Genomic DNA, 24,955 nt, shown 5'->3' with positions numbered 1-24,955 from the left:
CGCCAGATGAAACCTTTTCCCCTCCATCGCTGTACGCTGGCGGTTGCCAGCGTCTTCTGCTGTCTGACGCCGGGCACCACGCTGGCGGAGACCTACTCATCCCTGCCGCCGCCGCCCAGTCTGCAAAACCAGGGAAACGGTCAGCAATATATGCTGGAGCTGGTGGTTAACCAGCAGGCGCGCGGTGACATCGTGACGGTCGAGCAGCGTGACGGCCACTTCTGGCTGCGCAGTGGCGACCTGCAGCGCGCCGGTCTGCCGCTGGATAAGCTGGGCCAGCAGCCACAAATCGACGTCAGCGCGCTGCCGCAGGTCAAAGTAGAGTGACGATGCGCGGCAGCGCCTGCTGCTCACCGTACCGCCGGGCTGGCTGCCTGGCCAGGTGATTGGCGAGGCGCAAAACGGACCGCGATACCCCGGACGCACCAGCAATGGAGCGCTGATCAATTACGACCTCTACGCCAGCCGGACCGATAACAGCGGCACCCGCCTTTCCGCCTGGAACGAGCTGCGGCTGTTTGGCGCGGCCGGACAGTTCTCCAGCAACGGCGTCTGGCAGCAGCAGCTGGAGGGCAGCAACAGCTATCAGGATGACGGCTATATCCGCTACGACAGTTGGTGGAGTAATGAAAACGAAAATGCGGCGATCAGCTGGCAGGTCGGCGACCTGGTGACCGACTCGCTGGCCTGGAGTAACAGCGTGCGGCTGGGCGGCGTCCGGATTGGCCGTGACTTTGGCGTCCGTCCCGATCTGGTGACCTATCCGCTGCCCGCCTTTTCCGGCCAGGCCGCTGTGCCCTCGACCGTCGATCTGTTTATTAACGGCTATCGCTCCAGCCAGGCGAATGTGCAGCCGGGGCCGTGGTCACTGACCAACGTACCGTTCGTGAATGGCGCAGGTGATGCGGTGATCACCACCACCGATGCGGTTGGCCGGCGCATCACCACCACCCTGCCATTCTACGTTTCCAGCAGCCTGCTGAAGTCGGGACTGTCCGACTACGCGTTTTCAGCCGGGGCGATCCGTCAGAACTACGGGATAAAGAATTTTGATTATGGCGCGGCGGCGGCCAGCGGGTCTTATCGTTACGGTATGACCGACTGGCTGACGCTGGAGAGCCACGCTGAAGGAAGCGACAGTCTGGCAATGGGCGGCGTCGGCGGCCTGCTGCGCGTCGGCAGCTGGGGCGTGGTGAATGGCGCGGTGGCGCAAAGCCAGCTCGACGGCCAGACCGGCACGCAGTACAGCTGGGGTTATCAGTACAACAACCGCTGGTTTAACCTCGGTACCCAGCAAACACAGCGCAGCCGCGACTTTGGCAATCTGGCGCTGGTCGGCAGCCGCGCCGGCACCGACGCCGGCAGCAGCTATGCGCTGTCGCGCCGCAGCGCCCAGTACAGCGCCAGCGTGTCGCTCAACCGCTTCGGCAGCGTCGGCGCGGCCTATATCGACATCACCGGTGGCCGCGGCGATCGCACCCGGTTATGGAACCTCTCGTGGAGTAAAAATCTGTGGGGTAACAGCAGCCTCTATGTTTCAGCCAGCCGCGATCAGCAGGAAAAAAGCTGGACCGGTGCTATTTCGCTGGTGATCCCATTCGGCGAACAGGGCAGTGCCGCCATCAGCACCGAACGCGACCAGCTGGGGCGCGATAATCAGCGGCTCTATGTCTCGCGCGCTATGCCCAGTGACGGCGGCATCGCCTGGGACGCCTCGTGGGCCAATCAGAGCGGCGACAGCGGGGATTATCGTCAGGGCAGTCTGCGCTATCGCAACAACCAGATCGATACCTCGGCGGGCTTTTATGGCGATGATGACAATACCACCCAGTGGGCTGACCTCTCCGGCGCGCTGGTGTTGATGGATAACAGTCTGTTTATCGCCAATGAGATTAACGACGCCTTTGTGCTGGTCAAAACCAACTATCCCGACGTCACGGTCCGTTACGAGAACCAGTCGATGGGCCGCACCAATCAGCAGGGCTATCTGCTGGTGCCGTCGATCAGCAGCTACTATCCGGCTAAATATGATATCGATACCCTCGACCTGCCCGCGGATATGACCACACCGCGGGTAGAGCAGCGTTTTGCCGTGAAACGTCAGAGCGGTTATCTGCTCAACTTCCCGGTGGAAAAACTGCGCTCCGCCAGCGTGATCCTGCACGATGCGCAGGGCCAGCCGTTGCCGGTGTCGAGCCTGGTGCAGCGCCCCAATCACGCCACCGAATATGTCGGCTGGGATGGCATTGTCTGGATGGAAGATCTGACCGCCAGCAATCCGATACAGGTCGTGACGCCGGATGGCCGCCACTGTGATACCGAACTGCAAATTGCCGGCGGTCAGCCGCAGGCGCTGAGAACCTATGGGCCATTGACCTGCGCGCTGCCGACAGCGGCGGCTGGCAGCGCCGCCCATCCTGCTGATGCTTTTACTACCGGAAACTCACCATGATAAATCGTCTGTTATTCGCCGGCCTGTTGTTGCTGCTGCCGTCACTCGGCTACGCCGCCTGCGCCCTGCCCGCCTCCACGGCCAGCTTCGGCTCCGTCACCACCTTTGTCGCCAACAGCACCGTCAGCGCTGTCACTACCAACGCCAACGTCAACTGTGGCGCCGGTGCGGCGCTGTCGCTGCTGGGCAATAACCAGATCACCTTTCAGCTGACCGGTGCCACCAACAGTAACGGCACCCGCGGCATCCTCAAGCGCAGCGGCGATACCGGCAGCGACAATGTACCGGTCCGGCTCTGTACCGACAGCGCCTGCGCTACTGAACTGACGGTCGGTGGCACCCCGTTTGTCTATGGTTCGCAAACCCTGATCAACCTGGCTGGCCTGCTCGGCAGCCTGAACTTCACGATTCCGATCTATCTGCGCACCGTGCCCGGTCAGGTGGTCGCGGCGGGCACATATCAGGTGACGCTGAATATGGCGGTCACTTACCGCATCTGTACCAGTATCGCGATCGGTAATCTCTGCTTAAGCGAACAGACCGGCAGCGGGGTGATTACGATTACCGTCACGGCGATCCTGACTAATGACTGCACCACCATTACCGCGCCGAATATCAGCTTTGGCAGTGCGCCGCTGGTCGGCAGCTTCTCCAGCGTGTCACAGACCATCAACGTACTGTGCAGCAAAGGCAGCACCTATACCGTCGGCCTGAGCAACGGCAGCTATCCGGTCGGCAGCGTCAGGAACATGGCGAGTGGCGCAAATCGACTGAGCTATGAGATCTACAAAAGCACTACCAGCAACCGCTGGGGGCCGGGCGGGACTGAGCGCTGGAGCAGCACCACCTCGTCGGCGGTTTCGGCAGATGGACTGACGCGCGGCTTTAACTACACCGCGCGGGTCCTGACCAGCCAGAACACGCCGCCAGCCGGAAACTACAGCGACAGCGTGGTGGTGGATTTGTCATTTTAGAGCGAGGCGCTGACCGGTGCACCGCTGTGGCGCGCCTGATACTGCTTCACCATCCGGCCAATCAGCAGCGTGCCGATTAAGCCACAGACGGCGGCGAAGGTCAGCCAGACACCCGGCATCGCTTTGTCGCCGGTGGCGTGGATCAGGTAGCTGGAAATCGCCGGGGTAAAGCCGCCAAACAGCGCAGTCGCCAGGCTGTAAGCCATAGAGAAACCGGCAGCGCGCACCTCGGCGGGCATGATTTCCGCCAGATACACCACCATCGCCCCGTTATAGCTGGCATAGAGAAACGACAGCCACAATTCCGCTTCCAGCAGGTGAGCGAAGCTGGCCGATCCCACCAGCCAGTGCAGCACCGGCCAGGTGGTGGCAATCATCAGCAGGGTAAAGACGATCAGCAGCGGGCGACGGCCGATGCGGTCTGACAGCGATCCCATCAGCGGCAGCCAGATCAGGTTAGAGATGCCGACGCACAGCGTCACCAGGAACGCCTGCTTATCGCTCATCATCAGCACCGTTTTGCCGAAGGTCGGCGTAAACGCGGTGATCATGTAGAACATCACGGTGGTGGTGACTACCATCAGCATCCCCGCCAGCACCAGCGCCCAGTTACTGGCCACCGAACGCATAATCTCGGTCATCCGCGGATGGTGTTTACGCTTGCTGAACGCTTCGGTCTCTTCCAGCATCCGGCGGATATAGAACAGGAACGGCACGATCAGGCAGCCGACCACAAACGGAATGCGCCAGCCCCACTCGGTGACCGCCTCTTTCGCCAGCAGATGATTCAGCGCCAGGCCGAGCAACGCGGCAAAAATGACCGCAATCTGCTGACTGCCGGATTGCCAGCTGACAAAGAACCCTTTGCGTCCTTCTGGCGCCACTTCCGCCAGATAGACCGAGACGCCGCCCAGCTCAACGCCTGCCGAGAAGCCCTGCAGTAAGCGGCCGAGCAGGATCAGTATCGGTGCCGCCGCGCCCAGCGTGGCGTAGCCAGGCACCAGCGCAATCGTCAGCGTACCGATCGCCATCAGACCCAGCGTCAGCAGCAGACCTTTGCGGCGGCCATGATGGTCAATGTACGCCCCCAGAATGATCGCCCCGAGCGGACGCATCAGGAAGCCGGCACCAAAGGTCATTAGCGTTAACATCAGTGAGGCGAACGGGTCGTCGCCCGGGAAAAAGGTTTTGGCAATGGCGGTGGCGTAATAACCAAACACCATAAAGTCGTACATTTCGAGAAAGTTACCGCTGGTAACGTTGAAGATGGTTCTGGCCGCGCTTTTGGGCGACTTTTGTAAAGACGGGGTGTGACTCATAACGGCTTCCTGAAGGTTTTTAGCCGTTTTAGCCTGCCTGATGCGGCAATAATGTGAGCTGGCTCACCATTGCACTTGACAAAATTGTGTTGAGTGGTAACAAATAATTAACATGACTGTTTCACCAGCATAACCGATCGGTACAACAGCCGGTTCGCCTGATTTCGTCTGGTCTGGCTGAGGCAATAAAAAAGGCGGCTGAATCAGCCGCCTTCTCTTTGTGCCGGTTAACCCGCTATTTCTTCACGGTTTCCATGCCCATCAGACCAATTTTCAGATAGCCTGCGGTACGCAGTTGATCCATCACGCTCATCAGCGTTTCGTAATCCACCGACTTGTCCGCCTGGAAGAAAATGGTGGTCTCTTTGTTGCCGCCGGTCTGACCGGTCAGCACGCTGACCAGCGATTCCGGCGTCACCTGATCGTTACCGACATAAAGCTGTTTATCGGCCTTGATCGACAGGTAAACCGGTTTTTCCGGACGCGGCTGCGGGGCGCTGGTGGAAGCAGGCAGATTAACGCGCACGTCGACAGTTGCCAGCGGCGCCGCCACCATGAAGATGATCAGCAGAACCAACATCACGTCGATAAACGGCGTCACGTTGATCTCATGCATTTCGCCATCTGTTTCCAGGTCGTCGTTTAATCGCATGGCCATAACAGCTTACCCTAAGCGCAGTTTCTGGGTCGCCGCAGGACGCGGAACGTCAGTGGCGACGTTTCCCAGGTCAATATCACGGCTCTGTAACAGCAGCACCTGCGCCGCCACATCACCGAGCGAGGCTTTGTAGTTAGCGATCATGCGGGCAAAGACGTTATAGATCACCACCGCCGGAATCGCTGCCACCAGGCCAATTGCCGTTGCCAGCAGCGCTTCCGCGATACCCGGTGCAACGACAGCGAGATTGGTGGTCTGGGTTTTGGCGATGCCGATGAAGCTGTTCATGATGCCCCACACGGTGCCGAACAGACCGATAAACGGCGCGACCGATCCGATGGTCGCCAGGAAGCCGTTGCCCCGGCCGGCATGGCGGCTAAAGGCGGCAACGCGGCGCTCAAGGCGGAAGCTGGTACGATCTTTAATGCCGTTGGTGTCTTCAACGCCAGCGGAGAGTTCAAGTTCGTTCTGCGCGTCATTCAGCAGCACGCTGCTGTGACTGTGTGCGGTGAACTCCCGGGCAATGCGGGCGGCGTCATTCAGATTGCGGGCTTCACCCAGCGCCAGTTGCTCACGCTTCAGGCGACGTTTAGCGGCGCTCAGTTCGGCATATTTGCCAAAGAAGATCGCCCAGGTCACGACTGAGGCCAATAACAGGCCAATCATGACCACCTTTACCACGATATCGGCATGTTGATACATGCCCCAAACGGAGAGGTCCGTTTGCATCAAATCACTGGCTACCACGCTGCTTCTCCAACTTCATCTACAGGGATGCGAGACAAGCGCGAATAATAGCAAAATAACGGCGAATTGATAGTCGTTCTCATTAGTATTTACAAACTCTGGCACTCGCTGTGCCCTGCCACGCCGTCAATATCACCAGAGGTTGCAGGTTCGTTTCGAAAATGTGATGTTGCATGAAAATTTATTAAAACAACGTTTCAAAATGTGATCTCATTCATTCAATCAGCATCGGCGCATTTCTCCGGCGGCAGTTTTCACTATGCTGGCTGCACGCGGCCCCTTGCTACACACGCCGGATTCCTGAGCGCCGCCCTTCTTCTGCTGGAGACAACATAATGAGAATGACCCAAACACGCCTGGCATGTGCCCTGGCGGCAATGATGGTGAGCGCCACCGCCTCGGCACAGGTGATTAAAGTGGCAGAAGTGCAGCCGGCTGGCTACCCCACCGTGGTGGCTTTGCAACACATGGGCGACAAACTGAAGCAGGCAACTGATGGACGGCTGGAGATGAAGCTTTATGCCGGCGGCGTGTTGGGCGATGAAGATCAGACCCTGCAGCAGGTGCAGCTGGGCGCAATCGATATGATCCGCGTATCGCTGGCACCGGTCACCAGCATTGCGCCGGAAACCAGCGTATTGACGCTGCCCTATGTTTTCCGCGACGTCGACCATATGCACAAAGTACTTGATGGCGAAATCGGCAAAGAGATTGCCGACAAATTCGATAAAGATCCCAACGCCCGGATGGTGTTTCTCGGCTGGACCGACGCCGGTGAACGCAACATGATCACCAAAAAACCGCTGGCGAAGCCCGAAGATCTGAAAGGCATGAAGATCCGGGTACAGAACAGCGCCATCTCCCTGGCCACGCTGAAAGCGATGGGTGCCAACCCGGTGGCGATGGGCGTCAGCGAAGTGTTCAGCGCCATGCAGACCGGCGTGGTTGACGGCACCGAGAATAACCCACCGACCTTTGTCGCCCATAACTATATGCCAGTCGCGAAGTACTACACCCTGAGCGGCCACTTCATTCAGCCAGAGATGATTCTGTTCTCGAAACGCGCCTGGGATCGTCTCAAGCCTGACGATCAGGCACTGCTGAAGAAACTCGGTAAAGAGGCGCAGGATGAAGAGCGTCAGCTGTGGGCAACCTATACCGAACAGTCGATCGCGAAGATGAAAGCCGGCGGCGTCACCTTCCAGCAAACTGACCGCGACTATTTCGTCAAGGCCACCCAGCCGGTGCGCGATCAGTTTGGCGGCAAATATCAGGATCTGATGACCCGGATCGCTGACGTGAAATAACCCTTCCCGCGCCACACTGCCGTGTGGCGTGCTTAATCAGGTATCAATTATGGCTGCTTATACGCGTCTGATGGATGGGCTCTATCTGCTGTGCATGCTGGTTGCCGCCGTGGCGCTGATGATCATGGTAACGGTGATCCCGATTGGGATTTTTGCCCGCTACGTGATGAACGGGGCGCTCTCCTGGCCGGAACCGGTCGCCATTATCTGCATGATCATTTTTACCTTTATCGGCGCGCCGGTCGGCTTACGCGCCGGGACCCATATCTGCGTTTCGATGGTCACCGATCGGCTGTCACCCGGCCGGCAGCGGCTGATGCTGCGGTTCTGCGATCTGCTGATGATCCTCACCTGCCTGGTGATCTTTCAGGCCAGCTACAGGCTGTGCGAGGCGTTGTGGGTGCAGTCGCTGGCTTCGCTGCCCGCCGTTACCTATGGCGAGATGTATCTGCCGATCCCGATTGGCGCGATCTTTACCCTGCTGTTTGTTGTTGAGCGATTGCTGACCGGCGATCAGAGCCAGCGGCCGATTGTCACGCTGGGCGGCACCCACTAACCCGGAGCAGAAGATGGACGCATTGATTTTAATAGGCAGTTTGCTGGTGTTGCTGCTGGTGGGTTTTCCGGTGGCGTTTGCGGTCGGCCTGAGCGCCTTTATCGGCGCCTGGTGGATCGATCTGCCGCTGGAAGCGGTGGTGATTCAGATTACCAACGGTATTAACAAATTCTCGCTGTTGACCATTCCGTTCTTCATTCTCGCTGGGGCGATCATGGCTGAAGGCGGCATCGCCCGACGGCTGGTCAATTTCGCCTACATCTTTGTCGGCTTCATCCGCGGCGGCCTGTCGCTGGTGAATATCGTCGCCTCAACCTTCTTCGGGGCGATTTCCGGCTCATCGGTGGCCGATACCGCCTCGATCGGCTCGGTGATGATTCCGCAGATGGAAGAGAAAGGCTATCCGCGTGACTTCGCCGCCGCCGTTACCGCCAGCGGTTCGGTGCAGGCGGTATTAACCCCGCCCAGTCATAACTCAGTAATCTACTCGCTGGCCACCGGCGGGCTGGTGACCATCTCTTCGCTGTTTGTCGCCGGTATCTTACCTGGCCTGATGCTGGGTGGCTGTCTGATGATAATGTGCCTCGGTTTTGCCCATAAACGCGGCTACCCGAAAGGCGAGCGGATCCCATTTCGTCAGGCGCTGAAGATCTTCTTTGATGCGTTCTGGGGCCTGTTCACCGTGGTGATCATTATGGGCGGGATTCTGTCCGGTATTTTCACCGCGTCGGAGTCTGCGGCGATTGCCTGTATCTGGGCCTTCTTCGTAACAATGTTTATCTATCGTGACTTTAAATGGAACCAGCTGCATATCCTGCTGTTCCGCACCATTAAAACCGTCACCATCGTGATGGTGCTGATCGCCTTCGCCGCCGGGTTTGGCGCGGTGATGACCTTTATGCAGCTGCCGACCATTATCACCGAGGCGTTTACCAGCCTGTCGGACAACAAGTATGTGATTCTGATGTGCATCAACATCCTGTTGCTTGTGGTCGGTACGCTGATGGATATGGCGCCGCTGATTCTGATCCTCACGCCGGTGCTGCTGCCGGTCGCCACCGCACTCGGTGTCGATCCGGTACACTTCGGCATGATCATGCTGACCAATCTCGGGATCGGCCTGATCACCCCGCCGGTTGGTACGGTACTGTTTGTCGCCAGTGCGGTCAGCAAGCAGAAAATCGAGCAGGTGGTCAGCGCGATGCTGCCGTTTTACGGCATGCTGTTTATTGTGCTGATGCTGATTACCTATATTCCGGCCATCTCCCTCTGGTTACCGCGCCTGATGGGCGTGATGTAGCGTCAACCAAATCGGGTCCGTTAGCGGGCCCGATTTTTATCCTGCGACGCACTCTGATAATCGCCATTGAGTCTCAACCCTGCTGGCCGTTTCGTGATAACGTGAAGGCTTAGGCAGAAGCGGCAAAGGCGACTCATGACCACCAAAAAAATTGATACCACACTCGTCAGTGCAGGACGCAGCAAGCGTTATACTCAGGGCTCGGTAAACAGCGTGATTCAGCGTGCCTCCTCGCTGGTTTTTGACACGGTTGCGGACAAAAAACGCGCCACCGCCGGTCGGGCAAAAGGCGAACTGTTTTATGGCCGCCGCGGCACCCTGACCCACTTTGCCCTGCAGGACGCCATGACCGAGCTGGAAGGCGGCGCGGGCTGTGTGCTCTACCCGTGCGGCGCGGCTGCGGTCGCTAACGCGATTCTGGCGTTTGTCAGCGCTGGCGATCACGTATTGATGAGCGGCGCGGTCTATGAGCCGACACAGGACTTCTGCCATAAAATTCTGCAAAAGATGCAGGTCTCGATCGGCTGGTTCGATCACTGCATTGGCAGCGAAATTGGTGCGCTGGTTCAGCCCAACACCCGGGTGGTGTTTCTGGAGTCGCCCGCCTCAATCACTATGGAAGTGCAGGATATTCCGGCCATCGTTGCGGCGGTTCGCGCCAAAGCACCCGACGCGATCATCATGATCGACAACACCTGGGCCGCCGGGATTCTGTTTAATGCCCTGGCACATGGAATCGATATCTCAATTCAGGCCGGCACCAAATATCTGATTGGGCACAGCGACGCGATGATCGGTACCGCCGTCGCCAATGCGCGCTGCATCGATCAGCTGCGTGAGAACTCCTATCTGATGGGCCAGATGGTTGATGCGGATACCGCCTATATGGCGAGCCGGGGTTTGCGCACGCTTGGCACCCGACTGCGTCAGCACGAAGAGAGCGCGCTTCAGGTGGCGAAGTGGCTGGCGGCGCGTCCTGAAGTCGAACGGGTTAACCATCCGGCGCTGGCGCAAAGTAAGGGCCACGCCTTCTGGCAGCGCGACTTCAACGGCAGCAGCGGGCTGTTCTCCTTTATCCTGAAACAGAAACTTAGCCCAGCGCAACTGGCGGAATATCTCGATCACTTCCATCATTTCAGCATGGCCTACTCGTGGGGCGGTTATGAATCGCTGATCCTGGCGAATCAGCCGGAGGAGCTGGCGGCGATTCGGCCGGCCGGTGGGGTCGATTTCACGGGCACGCTGGTACGACTGCATATTGGCCTTGAACATGTTGAGGATCTGCTCAACGACCTTGAGGCGGGTTTTGCGCGCCTGACGCGCTGAGTAAGCTAAACAGAAGATAAACGCGGTGGCCGCCGCCAGCAGAGATTGCCAGGCGGCGGCAAGATTATTGTTAAAATTTGTCCCGGACCGTTCAGGCGGCAGGCCGAAGGTGAAGCGCTGAGCTTCCGCAGAATAAGCAGGTTCAGCACTTTTCCGTCGCGGCAGCCTGACAGGCGGGTTTTCCTTGTGACGTGATGGAATAGCTAATGGGTGTTTTACACGAGATTGTCCACGCGCTCTGGCATCAGGATTTTGCCGCGCTGGCGAATCCGGATGTAGTGTGGGTGGTGTACGGCGTAATGTTCCTGACGCTGTTTCTGGAAAACGGACTGTTGCCGGCCTCTTTTCTGCCGGGCGACAGCCTGCTGCTGCTGGCGGGTGCCATGGTCGCCAAAGGGGTGATGGATTTCATTCCGACGATGGTGATCCTTACCACCGCCGCCAGTCTCGGCTGCTGGCTGAGTTATCTGCAGGGGCGCTGGCTGGGCAATACCCGGCTGGTCAAAAGCTGGCTGATGCACCTGCCCGCGCAATACCATCAGCGCGCCTGGAATATGTTTAACCGCCATGGCCTGATGGCGCTGCTGGTGGGTCGTTTTCTCGCCTTCATCCGCACTATTCTGCCGACCATGGCTGGCATTGCGGGCTTACAGAATGGCCGCTTCCAGCTGTTTAACTGGCTGAGCGGCGTCTTATGGGTCGGCATCGTGGTGGCGTTTGGCTATGGCATCAGCCAGGTACCGTTCATCAAGCGTCATGAAGATCAGGTGATGGCGATTCTGATGGTGCTGCCGATGGTATTACTGTTTCTCGGCCTGTTCGGCAGCATTATCGTGATCTGGAAGAAACGTCGCCAGAAACAGGCCTGACGTTCCCTCTCTGGTGAGGACCCGCCGCCTGTCAGGCGGAAGGGTCCGCCACCGTCTGACGTACCCGACTCACTTCCTCGCCCGGCGTGACGCCAAAATAGCGCTTAAACTCGCGCGAAAACTGCGACGGGCTTTCATAGCCAACCCGCACCGCCGCCGCACTCGCTTTCAATCCATCATGCAGCATCAGCAGCCGCGCCTGATGCAGGCGGTAGCGTTTGAGATATTGCAGCGGGGAAGTCTGGGTCACTGCCTTAAAGTTGTGGTGAAACGCGGAGACGCTCATGTTCACCTCCGCCGCCAGCGCGTCGACGCTGAGATTATCGGCGAAGTGGTTTTCAATACGCCGCAGCGCACGGGCAATCTGACTGAACTGGGTCTGGCGACTCACCAGCGACAGCAGCGCGCCACCAATCGGGCCGGTCAGCACGTAATAGATTATCTCACGCACAATATGCGGCCCCAGTACCCGGGCATCGCGCGGCTGCGTCATCACATCCAGCAGGCGTTCCGCCGCACACAGCATCGGTTCGGTCAGCCACGCCGAGTGGATGCCGGAAGTCAGCGGCTGTGGCTGAAACTGTTCATCGTCACCAATCTCAATCAGCAGATCCTGCAGGCTGGCGGTATCGACATTCAGACACAAACCGGCGATCGGCACCTCCGGCGAGGCCCAGGTTTCACACTCAACCGGCAGCGGCACCGTGAGCATCAGGTACTTGCTGGCGTCGTACTGGAATACCGTACTGCCGAGATAGCCGGTTTTGCTGCCCTGAAACAGGATCACAATGCCGGGCTGATACATCATCGGCGTGCGCGGACGATACTGATTGGCATAAATCAGCGAAACATTACTGACCGGATAGAGGCGATCGCGGCCGTGGGTCATTAAGGTCACAACCTGCTGCGCCAGGCGGTGACACAGAGCATCATGTGCCATCCAGACTCCTTATCAGGACAAAAATTCAGTGTGCCGTGACACTGCCTGAACCGCCAGCAAATTGGAGAATCAGGCAAGAAGTTTGCCGGATCGGGCATGGCCATGCCGTCGCCCTCGTTCAGCCCGACAGGCAGGGTGTGAATTGTTGGCTAGACTTAAGCACAGTGAAATCTCACTGGTTAACTGCAACGGAAAGGAGCAACTATGGCAGACCAACCCATTATCAAACTGCACGATGGCAACATGATGCCGCAACTGGGACTGGGCGTGTGGCAGGCCAGTATTGAAGAAGCGCGTCAGGCGGTACTGAAAGCCTTACAGGTCGGCTATCGCTCGATTGATACCGCCGCCGCTTATAAGAATGAGGAAGCGATTGGTCAGGCGCTGCAGGAAACCGACGTGCCGCGCGACGAGATTTTCGTCACCACCAAGCTGTGGAATGACGATCAGCAGAACGTTCAGCAGGCGATGGAAACCAGCCTGCAGAAACTGCAGCTGGAGCAGGTTGACCTCTATCTGATGCACTGGCCATGCCCGGAAAAGGATCACTACGTTGACGCCTGGAAGAAGATGATTGAGCTGCAGCAGCAGGGGCTGACCAAAAGTATTGGCGTCTGTAACTTCCATGAATCCCACCTTAAGCGGCTGCTGGATGAAACCGGCGTGACGCCGGTGGTTAACCAGATTGAGCTGCATCCGATGCTGCAGCAGCGCACGCTGCATGCCTGGAATGCGATGCACCAGATTCAGACCGAATCCTGGAGCCCGCTGGCACAGGGCGGTAAAGGCGTGTTTGATCAGGAGGTGATTAAATCGCTGGCCAAGAAATATGGCAAAACCCCGGCGCAGATCGTCATTCGCTGGCATCTGGATAGCGGCCTGGTGGTGATTCCGAAGTCAGTGACGCCGGCGCGTATCGAAGAGAACTTTAAGGTGTTTGATTTCCGGCTGGATAAGCATGAAGTCAGCGACATCACTAAGCTGGATAGCGGCAACCGTCTGGGGCCGGATCCGGAAACCTTTAACGGCTAAGCGGTAATACCGTTTACGGCGCGGCGTGACGCGGTTCATTGCTGTTGTCGCACTAAAAAAAAGGGCAACGTCACGTTGCCCTTTTTCGTTACGCCGTACGGCTTACTGCGTCGGCTGCACCACCAGTTGACCGGCAGTTCCGCGGTCGGCCAGTTCCAGCGTCTGGCTGTAATAGACAAACGGGAAATGGTCTGACGAACTCTGCGGGAAGCTGACCATCAGTTCCACATCACCGTCGACCCACACCGTATCTTTCCAGCCACGATCCTCGCCCATCGGCTGCGCGCCATTGACGCTCTTAATCAGGAACATCACGCCCTGAATATGCAGCGCCTGGGGCCGATCGGCATGCACGATCCAGCGCTCAAAGGTGCCCTGCTGCGCGGTGGTATCAATACGGTTCATATCCCAGATCGCCCCGTTGATGCCCGGCATACTGTCGCCGATGCGGAATTCACGTGTGCGTACCGCCACCCCATCCAGAATCTGATCGGCCAGCAGCCGCATCGGCAGATTATCGGTGACCAGCGGCAGCAGGCCGGTGGGTCGTAAGGTCAGGATCAGGGTGGAGGTCAGGATGGAGGATGGCTCAAAGAAGCCGCGCAGCCGATCCATAATGCCCGCCGCGGTACCCGCAGTAATCGACACTTCATCGCCCTGCGACATATCGATCAGCACTTCGCGTCGTTCGCCCGGCGCCAGTGACAGACGCTGCACCGCAACCGGCGCAGGCAGATAGCCCTGATCGCTGGCTATCACCATAAACGGCCGGTTATCGCTCAGCACCATCTCATAACGTCGCGCATTTGAGGCGTTCAGCAGACGCAGACGCACCCAGCCACGCGAGACCTCAACAAACGGGTTACGCACGCCATTGACCAGCAGCGTATCACCGAGAAAGCCGCCATCCTGCGGTGGATCGTAAACCGGGGTAGCGAAGTTATCGAGCCGCTTGTCCTGAATGATGATCGGGAAGTCATCGACGCCGTAATGTTTTGGCAGCGGCAACTGCTTGCTGACCTCATCTTCAATCAGCCACATGCCCGCCAGCCCGTTGTAGATATGCGGCGCCATGCGGTTTGGCGTATTGGCGTGATACCAGCAGGTCGAGGCGGCCTGACGAATAGGCAGGACCGGCGCCCAGTCGACGCCGGCTGACATCATGCGCGGTGCGCCGCCCATCAGCGCGCCCGGTAACTGCAGGCCGCTGACGGTCATTGAAACCGGCTCATTGAGGCGATTGCTGTAGATCAGCTTCACATCGTCGCCGCTGTAGACGCGCACCGTCGGGCCGAGATAGAGGCCATTGATGCCCCACACCGGCACTTTGTTGTTGTCGCCATTGAATGACCAGTGGCTGCGCTGCATGGTCAAAAACAGCGGCTGACCGCGACGGGATTCCAGCAAGGGCGGAATCGGAAGTGGCGTATCACCATTGGCGGCGGACGCGGCACGGGCCGTATGAGGCATAACACCGGCGCTAAGCGCCACTCCAGCAGAAAGCTGGATAAACTGACGTCTGCTGAAAGACATAAAACTTCTGACCTTTTACGCGTGGCGCTGACGCGCCAACCCTGTTTTTATTGCTGTTATGTGCTGTGCTGCGTTCACGGCGAGCGGTTAATCACCGCTCGCCGGACGGCATCCCTGCAGGCGAATTCGGCGAAGCGATCGCCGGTCAGATTTTACCGTTTTTTTCGCGTTCTTCGACTTCGGCGTTGAGCTCTTCCAGCTTCGCCGCCATCATTTCACGGCAATGGGTTGCCAGCTTACGCACCGAGGAGGACTCGAATTGTTTAACGTCAACCGGTGGCAGCATCTCAACGATGACCAGCCCATTGTTCCAGCGGTTCAGTTTGATCTTACCGTGGGTATTGGACACCACAATCGGGATGATCGGAACGCCAGCCGCAACCGCAGCATGGAACGCACCGGTTTTAAACGGCAGTAAACCGCGGCCGCGACTGCGGGTGCCTTCCGGAAACATCCAGAACGAGATGCGCTTACGGTTAAACTGATCGACCAGCTGGCCAATCGTGCCGTGCGCTTTAGCCCGGTTATCCCGGTCGATCAGCAGATTGCCGGTCAGCCAGTAGAGCAGACCAAAAAACGGTACCCACAACAGGCTCTTTTTGCCGACCGTCACCGTGGTTGGCTGCACGATTTTGGCGGCGGTCACCATGTCATAGTTGTTCTGGTGGTTAGCGATATAGATCGCATTGCCGTAGTTGTCAGCGCCTTCCGGACGGCGCAGTTCTACTTTAAGGCCTAATACCGTCGACAATTTACCGAACAGACGACCAAAAGTGGCGACGTGGCGCGGATTGCGCGGTGAAAAAAGACACCAGATACAGCCAAACACAGAGACTAATATCGAATAAATTACCACGATAATGGTACGCAGTATCAGTAACATAGTTCCCTCATTGAGCCACGGCTGACACAGCGTCAGCCGGGTAGTTTACGCGTCGCTGTCCGGGCTGGCCGGACGCGCAGGGGCATCCAGTTCAACACGATCAATTTTTTGCAGGCCGCGCGGCAGCAGTGTGCCACGGCGTCCACGGTCGGCGCGGAATTTCTGCAGCTCTTCACTGCGCAGCAGCATCTTACGCTTGCCAACATGCAGGGTGATGGCGCTGCCTGGCGGCAGAATCATCAGCCACGCCAGTTTATCCTGACCGGCGGCAGCTTCAGCGGCGGGGATCGAGATAATCTTGTTGCCTTTGCCTTTCGACATTTGCGGCAGTTCGCCTACCGGGAACATCAGCATCCGTCCCGCCTGCGTAATCGCCAGCAGCATGTCATCTTCATGATGCACCGCCATCGGCGTCATCACATGGGCGTTTTCCGGCAGCGTCAGCAGCGCTTTACCGGCGCGGTTACGGGAGACCAGATCGGCAAAGGTGCAGATAAAGCCATAGCCCGCATCAGAGGCCATCAGTAATCGCTGTTCATCCGGCTCCATCAGCACCTGCTCAACCACCGCACCCGGCGGCGGCGTCAGCTTACCGGTCAGCGGCTCGCCCTGCCCGCGTGCCGACGGCAGCGAGGTCGGATCCAGCGTGTAGCTGCGGCCGGTGGAATCGATAAAGGCCACCGGCTGGTTGCTCTTACCGCGTGCGGCCGCCAGATAACTGTCGCCCGCTTTATAGCTCAGCCCGGCAGGATCGATATCATGCCCTTTGGCGCTGCGTACCCAGCCCATCTGCGACAGCACAATGGTTACCGGCTCAGACGGGATCAGCTCGGTTTCGCTCAGCGCCTTCGCTTCTTCACGTTCGCGCAGCGGAGAACGACGCTCGTCGCCATAGCTGGCGCTGTCGGCCTGTAACTCTTTCTTCAGCAGGGTGTTCATCTTGCGTTCAGAAGCCAGCGTTGCCTGCAGCTGATCGCGTTCTTTCTCCAGCTCGGCCTGCTCAGCGCGGATCTTCACCTCTTCCAGCTTCGCCAGGTGGCGTAACTTCAGTTCGAGGATCGATTCGGCCTGGGTTTCACTCAGCTCAAAACGTGACATCAGTACCGGCTTCGGCTCATCTTCGGTACGGATGATGTGGATCACTTCATCAATATTGAGGAAGGCCACCAGCAAACCGTCGAGGATATGCAGACGACGCAGCACGCGGTCGAGCCGGTGATTAAGGCGACGTTTTACCGTATCACGGCGGAACACCAGCCATTCCGACAGGATTTCGTGCAGGTTTTTAACCGCCGGACGGTTGTCCAGGCCAATCATGTTGAGGTTAACCCGGTAGCTTTTTTCCAGATCGGTGGTGGCAAACAGGTGGTTCATCACCTGATCCAGATCGACCCGGTTAGAGCGTGGCACGATCACCAGACGGGTCGGATTCTCATGATCCGATTCGTCACGCAGATCCTCGACCATCGGCAATTTTTTGTTGCGCATCTGGTTGGCGATCTGTTCCAGAACCCGCGCACCTGACACCTGATGCGGCAGCGCGGTGATCACCACTTCGCCCTCTTCCTTCTTCCATACCGCGCGCTGGCGAATAGAGCCACGCCCGTTCTGATAGATTTTGCGGATCTCGTCGCGTGGCGTAATGATCTCCGCCTCGGTCGGATAATCCGGGCCCTGCACGATATCCAGCAGCGCATCCAGCGTGGTTTTGGGATGGTCGATCAGGGTGATCGCCGCCTGCGCCACTTCACGCAGGTTATGCGGTGGAATATCGGTCGCCATACCGACCGCGATACCGGTGGTGCCGTTCAGCAGAATGTTCGGCAACCGCGCCGGCAGCATCTTCGGCTCCTGCAGGGTGCCATCAAAGTTCGGCTGGTAATCGACCGTTCCCTGACCCAACTCACCCAGCAGCAGTTCAGCATATTTTGACAGGCGTGATTCGGTGTAACGCATCGCGGCAAAGGACTTAGGATCGTCCGGTGCACCCCAGTTACCCTGTCCATCCACCAGCGGATAGCGATAAGAGAACGGCTGCGCCATTAATACCATCGCTTCATAGCAGGCGCTGTCGCCGTGCGGATGGTATTTACCCAGCACGTCACCCACGGTACGCGCCGATTTTTTAAATTTGGCGCTGGCGGTGAGGCCCAGTTCGGACATTGCGTAGATAATGCGTCGCTGTACCGGCTTTAACCCGTCACCAATGTAGGGCAACGCGCGGTCCATGATGACGTACATCGAATAGTTTAAGTACGCATTCTCAGTAAATGTGTGCAGGGCAAGACGCTCTGCACCATCCTGCGTCAGTTCACTCATTAATTTCTCATCCTCACATCGTGGCCCACAACGGCGGGACACCCGGCGGTGGTTTGGCGAGGATAGTACCTTATTCGCCGGTGTTAGTCACAGGGGAAGCGCGCGGTGACGGGCGGTCAGCTGGCGCTGATTACGCCGTCAGCAGCACGAAAATCAGGCGGATTGCATTACGGCTGTGCACCTATCCACTGCCGGGCGATCTCACGGTACTCACCGGTGGCGGTGCTGAGGTGTAACCACTGATCGACATAGAGTTTCCAGCTGATGTCATCGCGCGGGATCATGTAGGCCTTTTCACCATATTGTAGCGGCCGATCGGCATTGATCGCACACAGCGTCGGGAAGCGCTGCTGCTGATAGCGCGCCTCAGAGGCATCGGTAATCATCACATCGGCGTGGTTATCGACCAGTTGCTGGAAGATGGTGACGTTATCGTGGAACAGGGTTAGCGAGGCCTGCGGCAGATGGCTGTGAACGAAGGCTTCGTTGGTACCGCCCGCCGGCTCCACCAGACGGACCTGCGGGCGATTGAGCTGCTCCAGCGTCTGATAGCGGTCTTTATCGGCACAGCGCACCAGCGGGATTTTGCCGTCTACGCCCAGCGGCTGAGCGAACCAGGCGGTCTGCTGCCGCTTCAGGGTAACGGATACGCCACCCAGCGCGATATCACACTGCTTCGCCAGAAAATCGGGCATCAGGGTTTTCCAGCTGGTGGCAACCCATTCTACTTTCGCGCCCAGTGAGGCGGCCAGCGCCTTCGCCATGCTGATATCCAGCCCTTCATACTGGCCGTCGGGACGCAGAAAGCTGTAAGGCTTGTAGTCACCGGTGGTACAGACTTTCAGCACTTTACTGCTGAGAACACTATCCAGACGCGACTGTGCCTGAGCGGCACCGGTGGCCAGCAACAAAGCAAGGATGACGGTTTTTTTCATTATTGTGTTTTCTTTGGCAGGTTGGTTTGCGTACTGAATGGTGCCATAAATCGGCGTATTGTTGCCGCTACAGCAAAAGTGTTGTGATCAGCCTCCCATTTCTCTGTCGCCGCTTCGCGCGTAAGCTGAGCGTCATACACAGAAAACGGAGCACATATTCGAATGAGTAAGATCTTAATTATCGACGGCGGCAAAACGTTTGCCCACTCGAAAGGCGAACTGAACCACACCCTGACCGACGTCGCCGCCAGCCAGCTGCGCGATATGGGCCACGAAGTCTCTGTCACCGTGGCGGACAGCGACTACGTGGTGGCTGACGAAGTACAAAAATATGTCGACAGCGATGTGGTCATTTATCAGATGCCAGGCTGGTGGATGGGTGAACCCTGGACCGTTAAGCGCTACATTGATGAAGTCTTTACCGAGGGTCACGGTTCGCTGTACGCCAGTGATGGTCGCACCCGCTCTGACGCCGCCAAAAAATATGGTTCCGGCGGTCTGCTGCAGGGCAAAAAATATATGCTGTCACTGACCTGGAACGCGCCGCTGCAGGCCTTTACCGATCCGGAGCAGTTCTTTGAAGGCGTCGGCGTGGATGGGCTTTACCTGCACTTCCATAAAGCCAACCAGTTCCTGGGTATGGAAGCCCTGCCGACCTTTATCTGTAATGACGTGATCAAGCAGCCTGACGTGCCGCGTGACATTGCGGCCTATCGTGCCCACCTGACGCGCGTTTTTGGCTAAGCCAGGCTGCCGTTAAGCTTCACTCCCCCGCGAAAGAGGAATCCGCGAATGTTAACAGTCGTTGCTGAAATTTGTGTAAAACCCGGCCGCCGTCAGGCGGTGCTTGAGGCCGTAAAAGCGCTGATCCCGACCGTGCTGCAGGAAGAGGGATGCCACCAGTATGATGCGCTGCTGGACCATCAGGCACAGGTGCCGTGGAAACAGAACTCGCCGGACTCCATTTTTATGCTGGAACAGTGGGAAACGCTGCGTCATCTGGAGCAGCATCAGCAGATGCCGCACATGGATGCGCATCGCGCCATCATTAAAGATGATGTGCTGGATGTGAAAATTCTGGTGCTGGAACCCAGCGCCTGATGATTGCTGAAGCCCTGCCCTCTGTTCTGTAACCGGGGCAGAGTCTGGTGATAAGCCTGAAGCAGGGTGCCTCTCGCAGCGATAAATTAGCTCAACGCGCAGGAAATAAGGTCAGAAGAGGAAGCGTCCCGCGCCGGAGACGGCGCGGGACGAACGTGCCATAGATGGCAGTTGTTGCGCCTTTCCGATCTGACCCTGTTCCCTGCGCATGCACCCTCCCACAGCCAATCCAGCCAGATATTGTCAGCATCCTCCAACCTCTGCCCCGTGGCAGGGGTTTTTTATTATGTCATCAAAGCTCACAGCAGCTGGCGACGGTCGATCTCGGTGCGAAGAAAATCGAGAAAGCAGCCAATACGTGAGGAGAGCGTGGTGTTGCGATAGTAGACCGCGTGAACCGGCAGCCGCAGTTCGCGGGTTTCATCGGGCAATACCGGTACCAGCCGTCCAGCGGCGCAATCTTCCCGGCTGACAAAGTCGGAGAGGCGCGCAATGCCCTGCCCGGCCAGCGCCAGTTGCCGGATGGTTTCACCACTGGAGGCGGAGAGCGTCGGCTTGATCCGCATAAACTCGCCGTCGGGCTGCCAGACCGGCCAGACGTTGTGATTATCAAGATGGCTGAAACCGATGATCTGATGCTGTTCAAGATCGGCGACGGTTTGCGGCGTGCCGGCTTTCGCCAGATAGGCCGGGCTGGCCATCAGACGAATGGCACTGCTGCCCAGCATCCGCGCCCGCAGCGTAGAATCGCGCAGTTCACCAATGCGAATGGCGACGTCGGTTTGCTGCTCCAGCAGATCGATCAGGATATCGTCGGTATTGAGTTCCAGCTGAATCAGCGGATATTGCGCGCGGAACGCATCCACCAGCGGCACAATCACGTGCAGCATAAACGGGGTGGCGGCATTGACCCGTAATCGCCCTGAAGGCATTTCACGTCGCTGGGCAATCTGCTCTTCCGCCTGCTCTACCGACGCCAGAATCTGACGCGCATGCTCCAGAAACACCTGCCCTTCCTCTGTCAGTGCCAGCCGGCGGGTGGTGCGATGCAGCAGGGTAGTCTGCAGTTTGCTCTCCAGCCGGCTTAAGGCGCGACTGATGCCTGAACTGGTCTGCGCCAGCTGGTCGGCCGCGGCGGTAATCGATCCGCTATCCACCACGGCAACCCAGGCGCGTAACTCTTCCAGTGTAATTTTCACAATCGCTGCTGTCTCTGCTGTGTGGACCAGCCCGGGCGACTTATGGCCCGGCGGTCATTTTTGACGTGCGCAACCTGTAAAACAGGACGCTGGCGCGTCCTGTTTTTTATACTTCGATGTCGGCCATGTCGCCTTTTTCCTGCAACCAGTTTCGCCGGTCTTCGGAACGTTTTTTCGCCAGCAGCATGTCCATCATGCGTAACGTCTGGTCCACGTCTTCATCACTGATGGTCAGCTGCACCAGCCGACGGGTATTAGGATCAAGGGTGGTTTCGCGCAGCTGCAGCGGGTTCATCTCACCCAGCCCTTTAAAGCGCTGAACGTTAGGTTTGCCCTTTTTACGCTTCAGCTGCTCCAGCACGCCCTCTTTCTCATCTTCATCCAGCGCGTAGTAAACCTCTTTGCCCAGATCGATGCGGTAGAGCGGTGGCATCGCCACATAGACGTGGCCGCCTTTAACCAGCGAACGGAAATGCTTCACAAACAGCGCGCAGAGTAAGGTCGCGATATGCAGACCATCGGAGTCCGCATCCGCCAGAATGCAGACTTTGCCGTAGCGCAGCTGCGAAAGATCTTCGCTGTCGGGATCGATACCGATCGCCACGGAAATATCGTGCACTTCCTGCGAGGCCAGCACCTCATCCGAAGAGACTTCCCAGGTGTTAAGGATCTTGCCTTTCAACGGCATGATCGCCTGATATTCACGATCGCGCGCCTGCTTAGCCGATCCACCTGCTGAATCCCCTTCGACCAGGAACAGTTCGGTCTTATTCAGATCCTGCGCGGTACAGTCCGCCAGTTTGCCAGGCAACGCCGGGCCGCTGGTGAGCTTTTTACGCACCACTTTCTTCGCCGCACGCAGGCGACGCTGGGCGCTGGAGATTGCCAGTTCGGCCAGTTGCTCAGCCGCCTGTACGTTCTGGTTGAGCCACAGGCTGAAGGCATCTTTTACCACGCCCGACACAAAGGCCGCGCACTGACGTGAAGAGAGGCGCTCTTTGGTTTGTCCGGCAAACTGCGGATCCTGCATCTTCACTGACAGCACGTAGGCGCAGCGATCCCAGATATCTTCCGCAGAGAGTTTTACGCCGCGCGGCAGGATGTTGCGGTATTCACAGAATTCACGCATCGCATCCAGCAGGCCCTGACGCAGACCGTTAACATGGGTACCGCCCTGCATGGTCGGGATCAGGTTAACGTAGCTTTCGGTGAGCAGTTCGCCGCCTTCCGGCAGCCATAACAGCGCCCAGTCGACCGCTTCAACGTCACCGGCAAAACTGCCGACGAACGGTTTTTCCGGCAGCGTTGGCAGCCCGTTAACCGCTTCGCACAGGTAGTCGGTCAGGCCATCTTCGTAGCACCAGCGCTGCTCGGTGTTATTCAGCTTGTCTTTAAAGACGATTTCGACGCCCGGACAGAGCACCGCTTTGGCTTTCAGCAGGTGCGACAGACGCGATACCGAGAAGCGCGGGCTGTCGAAGAAGCTTTCATCAGGCCAGAAGTGTACGCGGGTACCGGTGTTGCGCTTCGCCACCGTGCCGGTGACCGTCAGTTCCTGCACTTTTTCGCCATTTTCAAAGGCGATGTCATACACTTCGCCATTACGGCGTACCGTGACTTCCACCCGTTTTGACAGGGCGTTCACCACCGAAATGCCGACGCCGTGCAGGCCGCCCGAGAACTGATAGTTTTTATTGGAGAACTTGCCGCCGGCGTGCAGGCGACAGAGGATCAGCTCCACCGCGGGCACGCCCTCTTCCGGGTGAATATCCACCGGCATGCCGCGACCATCATCAATAACTTCCAGTGATTGATCGGCGTGCAGAATCACTTCAACCCGCTTCGCGTGGCCGCCCAGCGCCTCATCGACGCTGTTATCAATCACTTCCTGACCCAAATGGTTGGGCCGCGTCGTGTCGGTGTACATTCCCGGGCGACGGCGAACAGGCTCAAGGCCAGTCAGGACCTCAATGGCATCCGCGTTATAGTTTGATTGACTCATCGTAAATGTCTGATTAGAAGGGTGAAATTGGGTGCGATTTCCGCATTACTCAGGGATGATTCAGACCGAGAAAGTCCAGAATCTGCGGGAAATGGCGCTCGAATCCAGTAAATGTATGGTTTCCGCCCTCTTCAACCGTATGGCGGCACGCGCTGTAATAGTCGAGCGCCTGACGGTAATCGAGAACTTCATCGCCGGTTTGTTGCAGCAGCCAGAGTAAATCGGGCGCTTCCAGCGGTTCAATCTGCATTACTTTCAGATCGTAAATGTGGCGTGACTCTAACACATATTGCTGGCCGGTGTAGGGATTCTGATTGTCGCCGAGGTAATCCGCCAGCAACTCAAAAGGCCGTACCGCAGGATTGACCACCACGGCCGGCAGCATAAAACATTGCGATAGCCAGGTGGCGTAATACCCGCCGAGAGAAGAGCCAACCAGACCCAGAGTTTCGCCGCTGCGGCTCAGCACTAACTCTTCCAGCATCGCGGCGGCATCCGCCGGAAAGGTCGGCAGCTGCGGCACGATCATCTCGATCGCCGGATGCGTTACCTGTAGCCACTGACGGAACTGCGTCGCCTTGGCCGACTGGGGTGAGCTGTTGAAACCGTGCAGATAAAGCAGCGCCGCCATCGGTCAGTATCCTTCAGAGTCTAAATCGGGGCGGAAGATGTCGGTATCAAGACGGTTAACCTCGGTTTCAAGCTGGCCGTCCGGGTGCAGGGTAAACCAGCGCCAGCCCGGTGCCACGGTATCAATCGCGAAGCTGGTGCAGTGCGGTTTGAACTGTACGCAGGTGGAGGGCGTCGCCAGGACCCGGCGGCCGTGCCACTCGACATCCAGCTCCTGATGGATATGGCCACAGACCAGGGTCTTCGCCAGCGGAAACTGTTGCAACACTGCATCCAGCTGATGCGAATTACGCAGGCTGTGCTGGTCAAGCCAGGTGCAGCCGGACGCCAGTGGATGGTGATGCAGCAACACCAGAGTGTGCCGTTGCGGATAGCGGGCCAGCGCGTTTTCCAGCCACTCCAGCTGATAGTCACTCAGCATACCGTGCGGCACGCCGAACACCTGGCTGTCGAGCAGGACAATCTGCCACTGCTCGCCGATCAGCACCTGTTTGTGCGGATTGATGTGGGCGTCAGCTAAGGTATCGACCATTGCGGGCTGGAAATCGTGGTTGCCGGGCAGCCAGACGCAGGGCCTGGGCAAACGTGAAATGCCCTCAGCAAAATGCTGATAGGCTTCAACAGAGTGGTCCTGGGCCAGATCGCCCGTGGCGATGATCAGGTCATAGTCCCGATGCTGTGCAATTATCGCATCCAGGACCGCCTCATAGCTCGACCAGGTATTCACCCCAAGTAGCGATTCATGTTTTCCTGCGAACAGGTGGGTGTCCGTGATTTGCAGAATCCTGATTGCGGAACCGTTCGCTGCAGGAAGAGTTAGCAGGCTATCCAAAGCGTTTCCTTCGTCTCCACGCCATTTAACGCATTATACGC

21 protein-coding genes and 1 pseudogene are annotated in these 24,955 nt (G+C 58.0%); 10 read left to right on the top strand and 12 right to left on the bottom strand.

Annotated elements, in window-relative coordinates; genetic code table 11:
* The first annotated feature begins 6 nt into the window (after positions 1 to 6).
* A pseudogene (locus tag ACLIBF_RS03370) lies at positions 7 to 2,452 on the top strand (fimbria/pilus outer membrane usher protein).
* Positions 2,449 to 3,426 carry a Csu type fimbrial protein gene (locus ACLIBF_RS03365; RefSeq protein WP_448309356.1) on the top strand — a complete coding sequence of 326 codons (978 nt, stop codon included), beginning with the start codon at positions 2,449 to 2,451 and terminating at the stop codon, positions 3,424 to 3,426. The pseudogene ACLIBF_RS03370 and the gene ACLIBF_RS03365 overlap by 4 nt, the downstream one beginning before the upstream one ends.
* Here ACLIBF_RS03365 and tcuC read toward each other — a convergent pair.
* The 3 genes from tcuC to exbB all read right to left on the bottom strand — a co-directional run bounded on the left by tcuC (position 3,423) and on the right by exbB (position 6,132).
* Positions 3,423 to 4,745, bottom strand: coding sequence for an MFS transporter (gene tcuC / locus ACLIBF_RS03360; protein ID WP_031376526.1), 1,323 nt, complete (start codon positions 4,743 to 4,745; stop codon positions 3,423 to 3,425). The genes ACLIBF_RS03365 and tcuC overlap by 4 nt on opposite strands.
* Before the next feature lie 235 nt (positions 4,746 to 4,980).
* The gene (exbD, locus tag ACLIBF_RS03355) at positions 4,981 to 5,403 is read right to left on the bottom strand and encodes a TonB system transport protein ExbD (RefSeq protein WP_031376525.1); all 423 of its coding nucleotides are present in this window, start codon (positions 5,401 to 5,403) and stop codon (positions 4,981 to 4,983) included.
* A 6-nt stretch (positions 5,404 to 5,409) separates the two neighbouring features.
* Positions 5,410 to 6,132, bottom strand: coding sequence for a tol-pal system-associated acyl-CoA thioesterase (gene exbB / locus ACLIBF_RS03350; protein ID WP_031376524.1), 723 nt, complete (start codon positions 6,130 to 6,132; stop codon positions 5,410 to 5,412).
* A gap of 353 nt (positions 6,133 to 6,485) precedes the next feature.
* Here exbB and ACLIBF_RS03345 point away from each other — a divergent pair, with 353 nt between their 5' ends.
* From ACLIBF_RS03345 to ACLIBF_RS03325, 5 genes are all read left to right on the top strand, one after another.
* Positions 6,486 to 7,457 (top strand): TRAP transporter substrate-binding protein, encoded by a 972-nt coding sequence (locus tag ACLIBF_RS03345; protein WP_046289249.1) that lies wholly within the window; start codon positions 6,486 to 6,488, stop codon positions 7,455 to 7,457.
* A gap of 49 nt (positions 7,458 to 7,506) precedes the next feature.
* Positions 7,507 to 8,013 carry a TRAP transporter small permease gene (locus tag ACLIBF_RS03340; protein WP_448309354.1) on the top strand — a complete coding sequence of 169 codons (507 nt, stop codon included), beginning with the start codon at positions 7,507 to 7,509 and terminating at the stop codon, positions 8,011 to 8,013.
* 13 nt (positions 8,014 to 8,026) lie between these two features.
* On the top strand, positions 8,027 to 9,313 hold the full coding sequence (locus ACLIBF_RS03335) for a TRAP transporter large permease (RefSeq protein ID WP_279810207.1): 1,287 nt from the start codon (positions 8,027 to 8,029) through the stop codon (positions 9,311 to 9,313).
* 135 nt (positions 9,314 to 9,448) lie between these two features.
* On the top strand, positions 9,449 to 10,639 hold the full coding sequence (gene metC / locus ACLIBF_RS03330) for a cystathionine beta-lyase (RefSeq protein ID WP_279810206.1): 1,191 nt from the start codon (positions 9,449 to 9,451) through the stop codon (positions 10,637 to 10,639).
* Between the two features lie 206 nt (positions 10,640 to 10,845).
* Positions 10,846 to 11,508 carry a DedA family protein gene (locus tag ACLIBF_RS03325; protein WP_031376521.1) on the top strand — a complete coding sequence of 221 codons (663 nt, stop codon included), beginning with the start codon at positions 10,846 to 10,848 and terminating at the stop codon, positions 11,506 to 11,508.
* A gap of 31 nt (positions 11,509 to 11,539) precedes the next feature.
* On the opposite strand, the gene ACLIBF_RS03320 is transcribed toward ACLIBF_RS03325, so the two are convergent.
* Entirely contained in the window at positions 11,540 to 12,448 is a 909-nt protein-coding gene (locus ACLIBF_RS03320) for an AraC family transcriptional regulator (protein WP_031376520.1), read from the bottom strand.
* Between the two features lie 204 nt (positions 12,449 to 12,652).
* Here ACLIBF_RS03320 and dkgA point away from each other — a divergent pair, with 204 nt between their 5' ends.
* Positions 12,653 to 13,480, top strand: a complete 828-nt coding sequence (dkgA, locus tag ACLIBF_RS03315) for a 2,5-didehydrogluconate reductase DkgA (RefSeq protein WP_031376519.1) — start codon at positions 12,653 to 12,655, stop codon at positions 13,478 to 13,480.
* Between the two features lie 102 nt (positions 13,481 to 13,582).
* Here the strand turns inward: dkgA and ftsP are convergent, their stop codons facing one another.
* From ftsP to ACLIBF_RS03295, 4 genes are all read right to left on the bottom strand, one after another.
* The gene (ftsP, locus tag ACLIBF_RS03310; protein ID WP_031376518.1) at positions 13,583 to 15,013 is read right to left on the bottom strand and encodes a cell division protein FtsP; all 1,431 of its coding nucleotides are present in this window, start codon (positions 15,011 to 15,013) and stop codon (positions 13,583 to 13,585) included.
* Between the two features lie 145 nt (positions 15,014 to 15,158).
* Positions 15,159 to 15,896 (bottom strand): 1-acylglycerol-3-phosphate O-acyltransferase, encoded by a 738-nt coding sequence (locus ACLIBF_RS03305; RefSeq protein ID WP_031376517.1) that lies wholly within the window; start codon positions 15,894 to 15,896, stop codon positions 15,159 to 15,161.
* A 45-nt stretch (positions 15,897 to 15,941) separates the two neighbouring features.
* A complete protein-coding gene (gene parC / locus ACLIBF_RS03300) occupies positions 15,942 to 18,215 on the bottom strand; it encodes a DNA topoisomerase IV subunit A (RefSeq protein ID WP_031376516.1) in 2,274 nt (757 codons plus the stop codon).
* Between the two features lie 167 nt (positions 18,216 to 18,382).
* Positions 18,383 to 19,150 (bottom strand): transporter substrate-binding domain-containing protein, encoded by a 768-nt coding sequence (locus ACLIBF_RS03295; RefSeq protein ID WP_031376515.1) that lies wholly within the window; start codon positions 19,148 to 19,150, stop codon positions 18,383 to 18,385.
* 162 nt (positions 19,151 to 19,312) lie between these two features.
* Between ACLIBF_RS03295 and ACLIBF_RS03290 the strand changes: the two genes are divergently transcribed.
* Complete coding sequence (locus tag ACLIBF_RS03290) at positions 19,313 to 19,894, top strand: NAD(P)H-dependent oxidoreductase (RefSeq protein WP_031376514.1); 582 nt, start codon at positions 19,313 to 19,315, stop codon at positions 19,892 to 19,894.
* 48 nt (positions 19,895 to 19,942) lie between these two features.
* Positions 19,943 to 20,251, top strand: a complete 309-nt coding sequence (locus ACLIBF_RS03285; protein WP_031376513.1) for a putative quinol monooxygenase — start codon at positions 19,943 to 19,945, stop codon at positions 20,249 to 20,251.
* A 299-nt stretch (positions 20,252 to 20,550) separates the two neighbouring features.
* Here the strand turns inward: ACLIBF_RS03285 and ACLIBF_RS03280 are convergent, their stop codons facing one another.
* The 4 genes from ACLIBF_RS03280 to cpdA form a co-directional block, all read right to left on the bottom strand.
* Entirely contained in the window at positions 20,551 to 21,450 is a 900-nt protein-coding gene (locus ACLIBF_RS03280; protein ID WP_069729232.1) for a LysR substrate-binding domain-containing protein, read from the bottom strand.
* 106 nt (positions 21,451 to 21,556) lie between these two features.
* The gene (gene parE, locus ACLIBF_RS03275; RefSeq protein WP_031376511.1) at positions 21,557 to 23,452 is read right to left on the bottom strand and encodes a DNA topoisomerase IV subunit B; all 1,896 of its coding nucleotides are present in this window, start codon (positions 23,450 to 23,452) and stop codon (positions 21,557 to 21,559) included.
* Positions 23,453 to 23,501: 49 nt separating this feature from the next.
* Complete coding sequence (gene yqiA, locus ACLIBF_RS03270; RefSeq protein ID WP_031376510.1) at positions 23,502 to 24,083, bottom strand: esterase YqiA; 582 nt, start codon at positions 24,081 to 24,083, stop codon at positions 23,502 to 23,504.
* Between the two features lie 3 nt (positions 24,084 to 24,086).
* Positions 24,087 to 24,914 carry a 3',5'-cyclic-AMP phosphodiesterase gene (gene cpdA, locus ACLIBF_RS03265; protein ID WP_031376509.1) on the bottom strand — a complete coding sequence of 276 codons (828 nt, stop codon included), beginning with the start codon at positions 24,912 to 24,914 and terminating at the stop codon, positions 24,087 to 24,089.
* Positions 24,915 to 24,955 lie beyond the last annotated feature (41 nt).

Source organism: Pantoea sp. PGP6 (assembly GCF_053474785.1).
This window is presented reverse-complemented; position numbering and strand designations above follow the sequence as displayed.

Excerpts from the sequence above, each read along its gene's own strand:
- ACLIBF_RS03365 (WP_448309356.1), top strand. The coding sequence starts at position 2,449 with ATGATAAATCGTCTGTTATTCGCCGGCCTGTTGTTGCTGCTGCCGTCA.
- tcuC (WP_031376526.1), bottom strand. The coding sequence starts at position 4,745 with ATGAGTCACACCCCGTCTTTACAAAAGTCGCCCAAAAGCGCGGCCAGA.
- exbD (WP_031376525.1), bottom strand. The coding sequence starts at position 5,403 with ATGGCCATGCGATTAAACGACGACCTGGAAACAGATGGCGAAATGCAT.
- exbB (WP_031376524.1), bottom strand. The coding sequence starts at position 6,132 with ATGCAAACGGACCTCTCCGTTTGGGGCATGTATCAACATGCCGATATC.
- ACLIBF_RS03345 (WP_046289249.1), top strand. The coding sequence starts at position 6,486 with ATGAGAATGACCCAAACACGCCTGGCATGTGCCCTGGCGGCAATGATG.
- ACLIBF_RS03340 (WP_448309354.1), top strand. The coding sequence starts at position 7,507 with ATGGCTGCTTATACGCGTCTGATGGATGGGCTCTATCTGCTGTGCATG.
- ACLIBF_RS03335 (WP_279810207.1), top strand. The coding sequence starts at position 8,027 with ATGGACGCATTGATTTTAATAGGCAGTTTGCTGGTGTTGCTGCTGGTG.
- metC (WP_279810206.1), top strand. The coding sequence starts at position 9,449 with ATGACCACCAAAAAAATTGATACCACACTCGTCAGTGCAGGACGCAGC.
- ACLIBF_RS03325 (WP_031376521.1), top strand. The coding sequence starts at position 10,846 with ATGGGTGTTTTACACGAGATTGTCCACGCGCTCTGGCATCAGGATTTT.
- ACLIBF_RS03320 (WP_031376520.1), bottom strand. The coding sequence starts at position 12,448 with ATGGCACATGATGCTCTGTGTCACCGCCTGGCGCAGCAGGTTGTGACC.
- dkgA (WP_031376519.1), top strand. The coding sequence starts at position 12,653 with ATGGCAGACCAACCCATTATCAAACTGCACGATGGCAACATGATGCCG.
- ftsP (WP_031376518.1), bottom strand. The coding sequence starts at position 15,013 with ATGTCTTTCAGCAGACGTCAGTTTATCCAGCTTTCTGCTGGAGTGGCG.
- ACLIBF_RS03305 (WP_031376517.1), bottom strand. The coding sequence starts at position 15,896 with ATGTTACTGATACTGCGTACCATTATCGTGGTAATTTATTCGATATTA.
- parC (WP_031376516.1), bottom strand. The coding sequence starts at position 18,215 with ATGAGTGAACTGACGCAGGATGGTGCAGAGCGTCTTGCCCTGCACACA.
- ACLIBF_RS03295 (WP_031376515.1), bottom strand. The coding sequence starts at position 19,150 with ATGAAAAAAACCGTCATCCTTGCTTTGTTGCTGGCCACCGGTGCCGCT.
- ACLIBF_RS03290 (WP_031376514.1), top strand. The coding sequence starts at position 19,313 with ATGAGTAAGATCTTAATTATCGACGGCGGCAAAACGTTTGCCCACTCG.
- ACLIBF_RS03285 (WP_031376513.1), top strand. The coding sequence starts at position 19,943 with ATGTTAACAGTCGTTGCTGAAATTTGTGTAAAACCCGGCCGCCGTCAG.
- parE (WP_031376511.1), bottom strand. The coding sequence starts at position 23,452 with ATGAGTCAATCAAACTATAACGCGGATGCCATTGAGGTCCTGACTGGC.
- yqiA (WP_031376510.1), bottom strand. The coding sequence starts at position 24,083 with ATGGCGGCGCTGCTTTATCTGCACGGTTTCAACAGCTCACCCCAGTCG.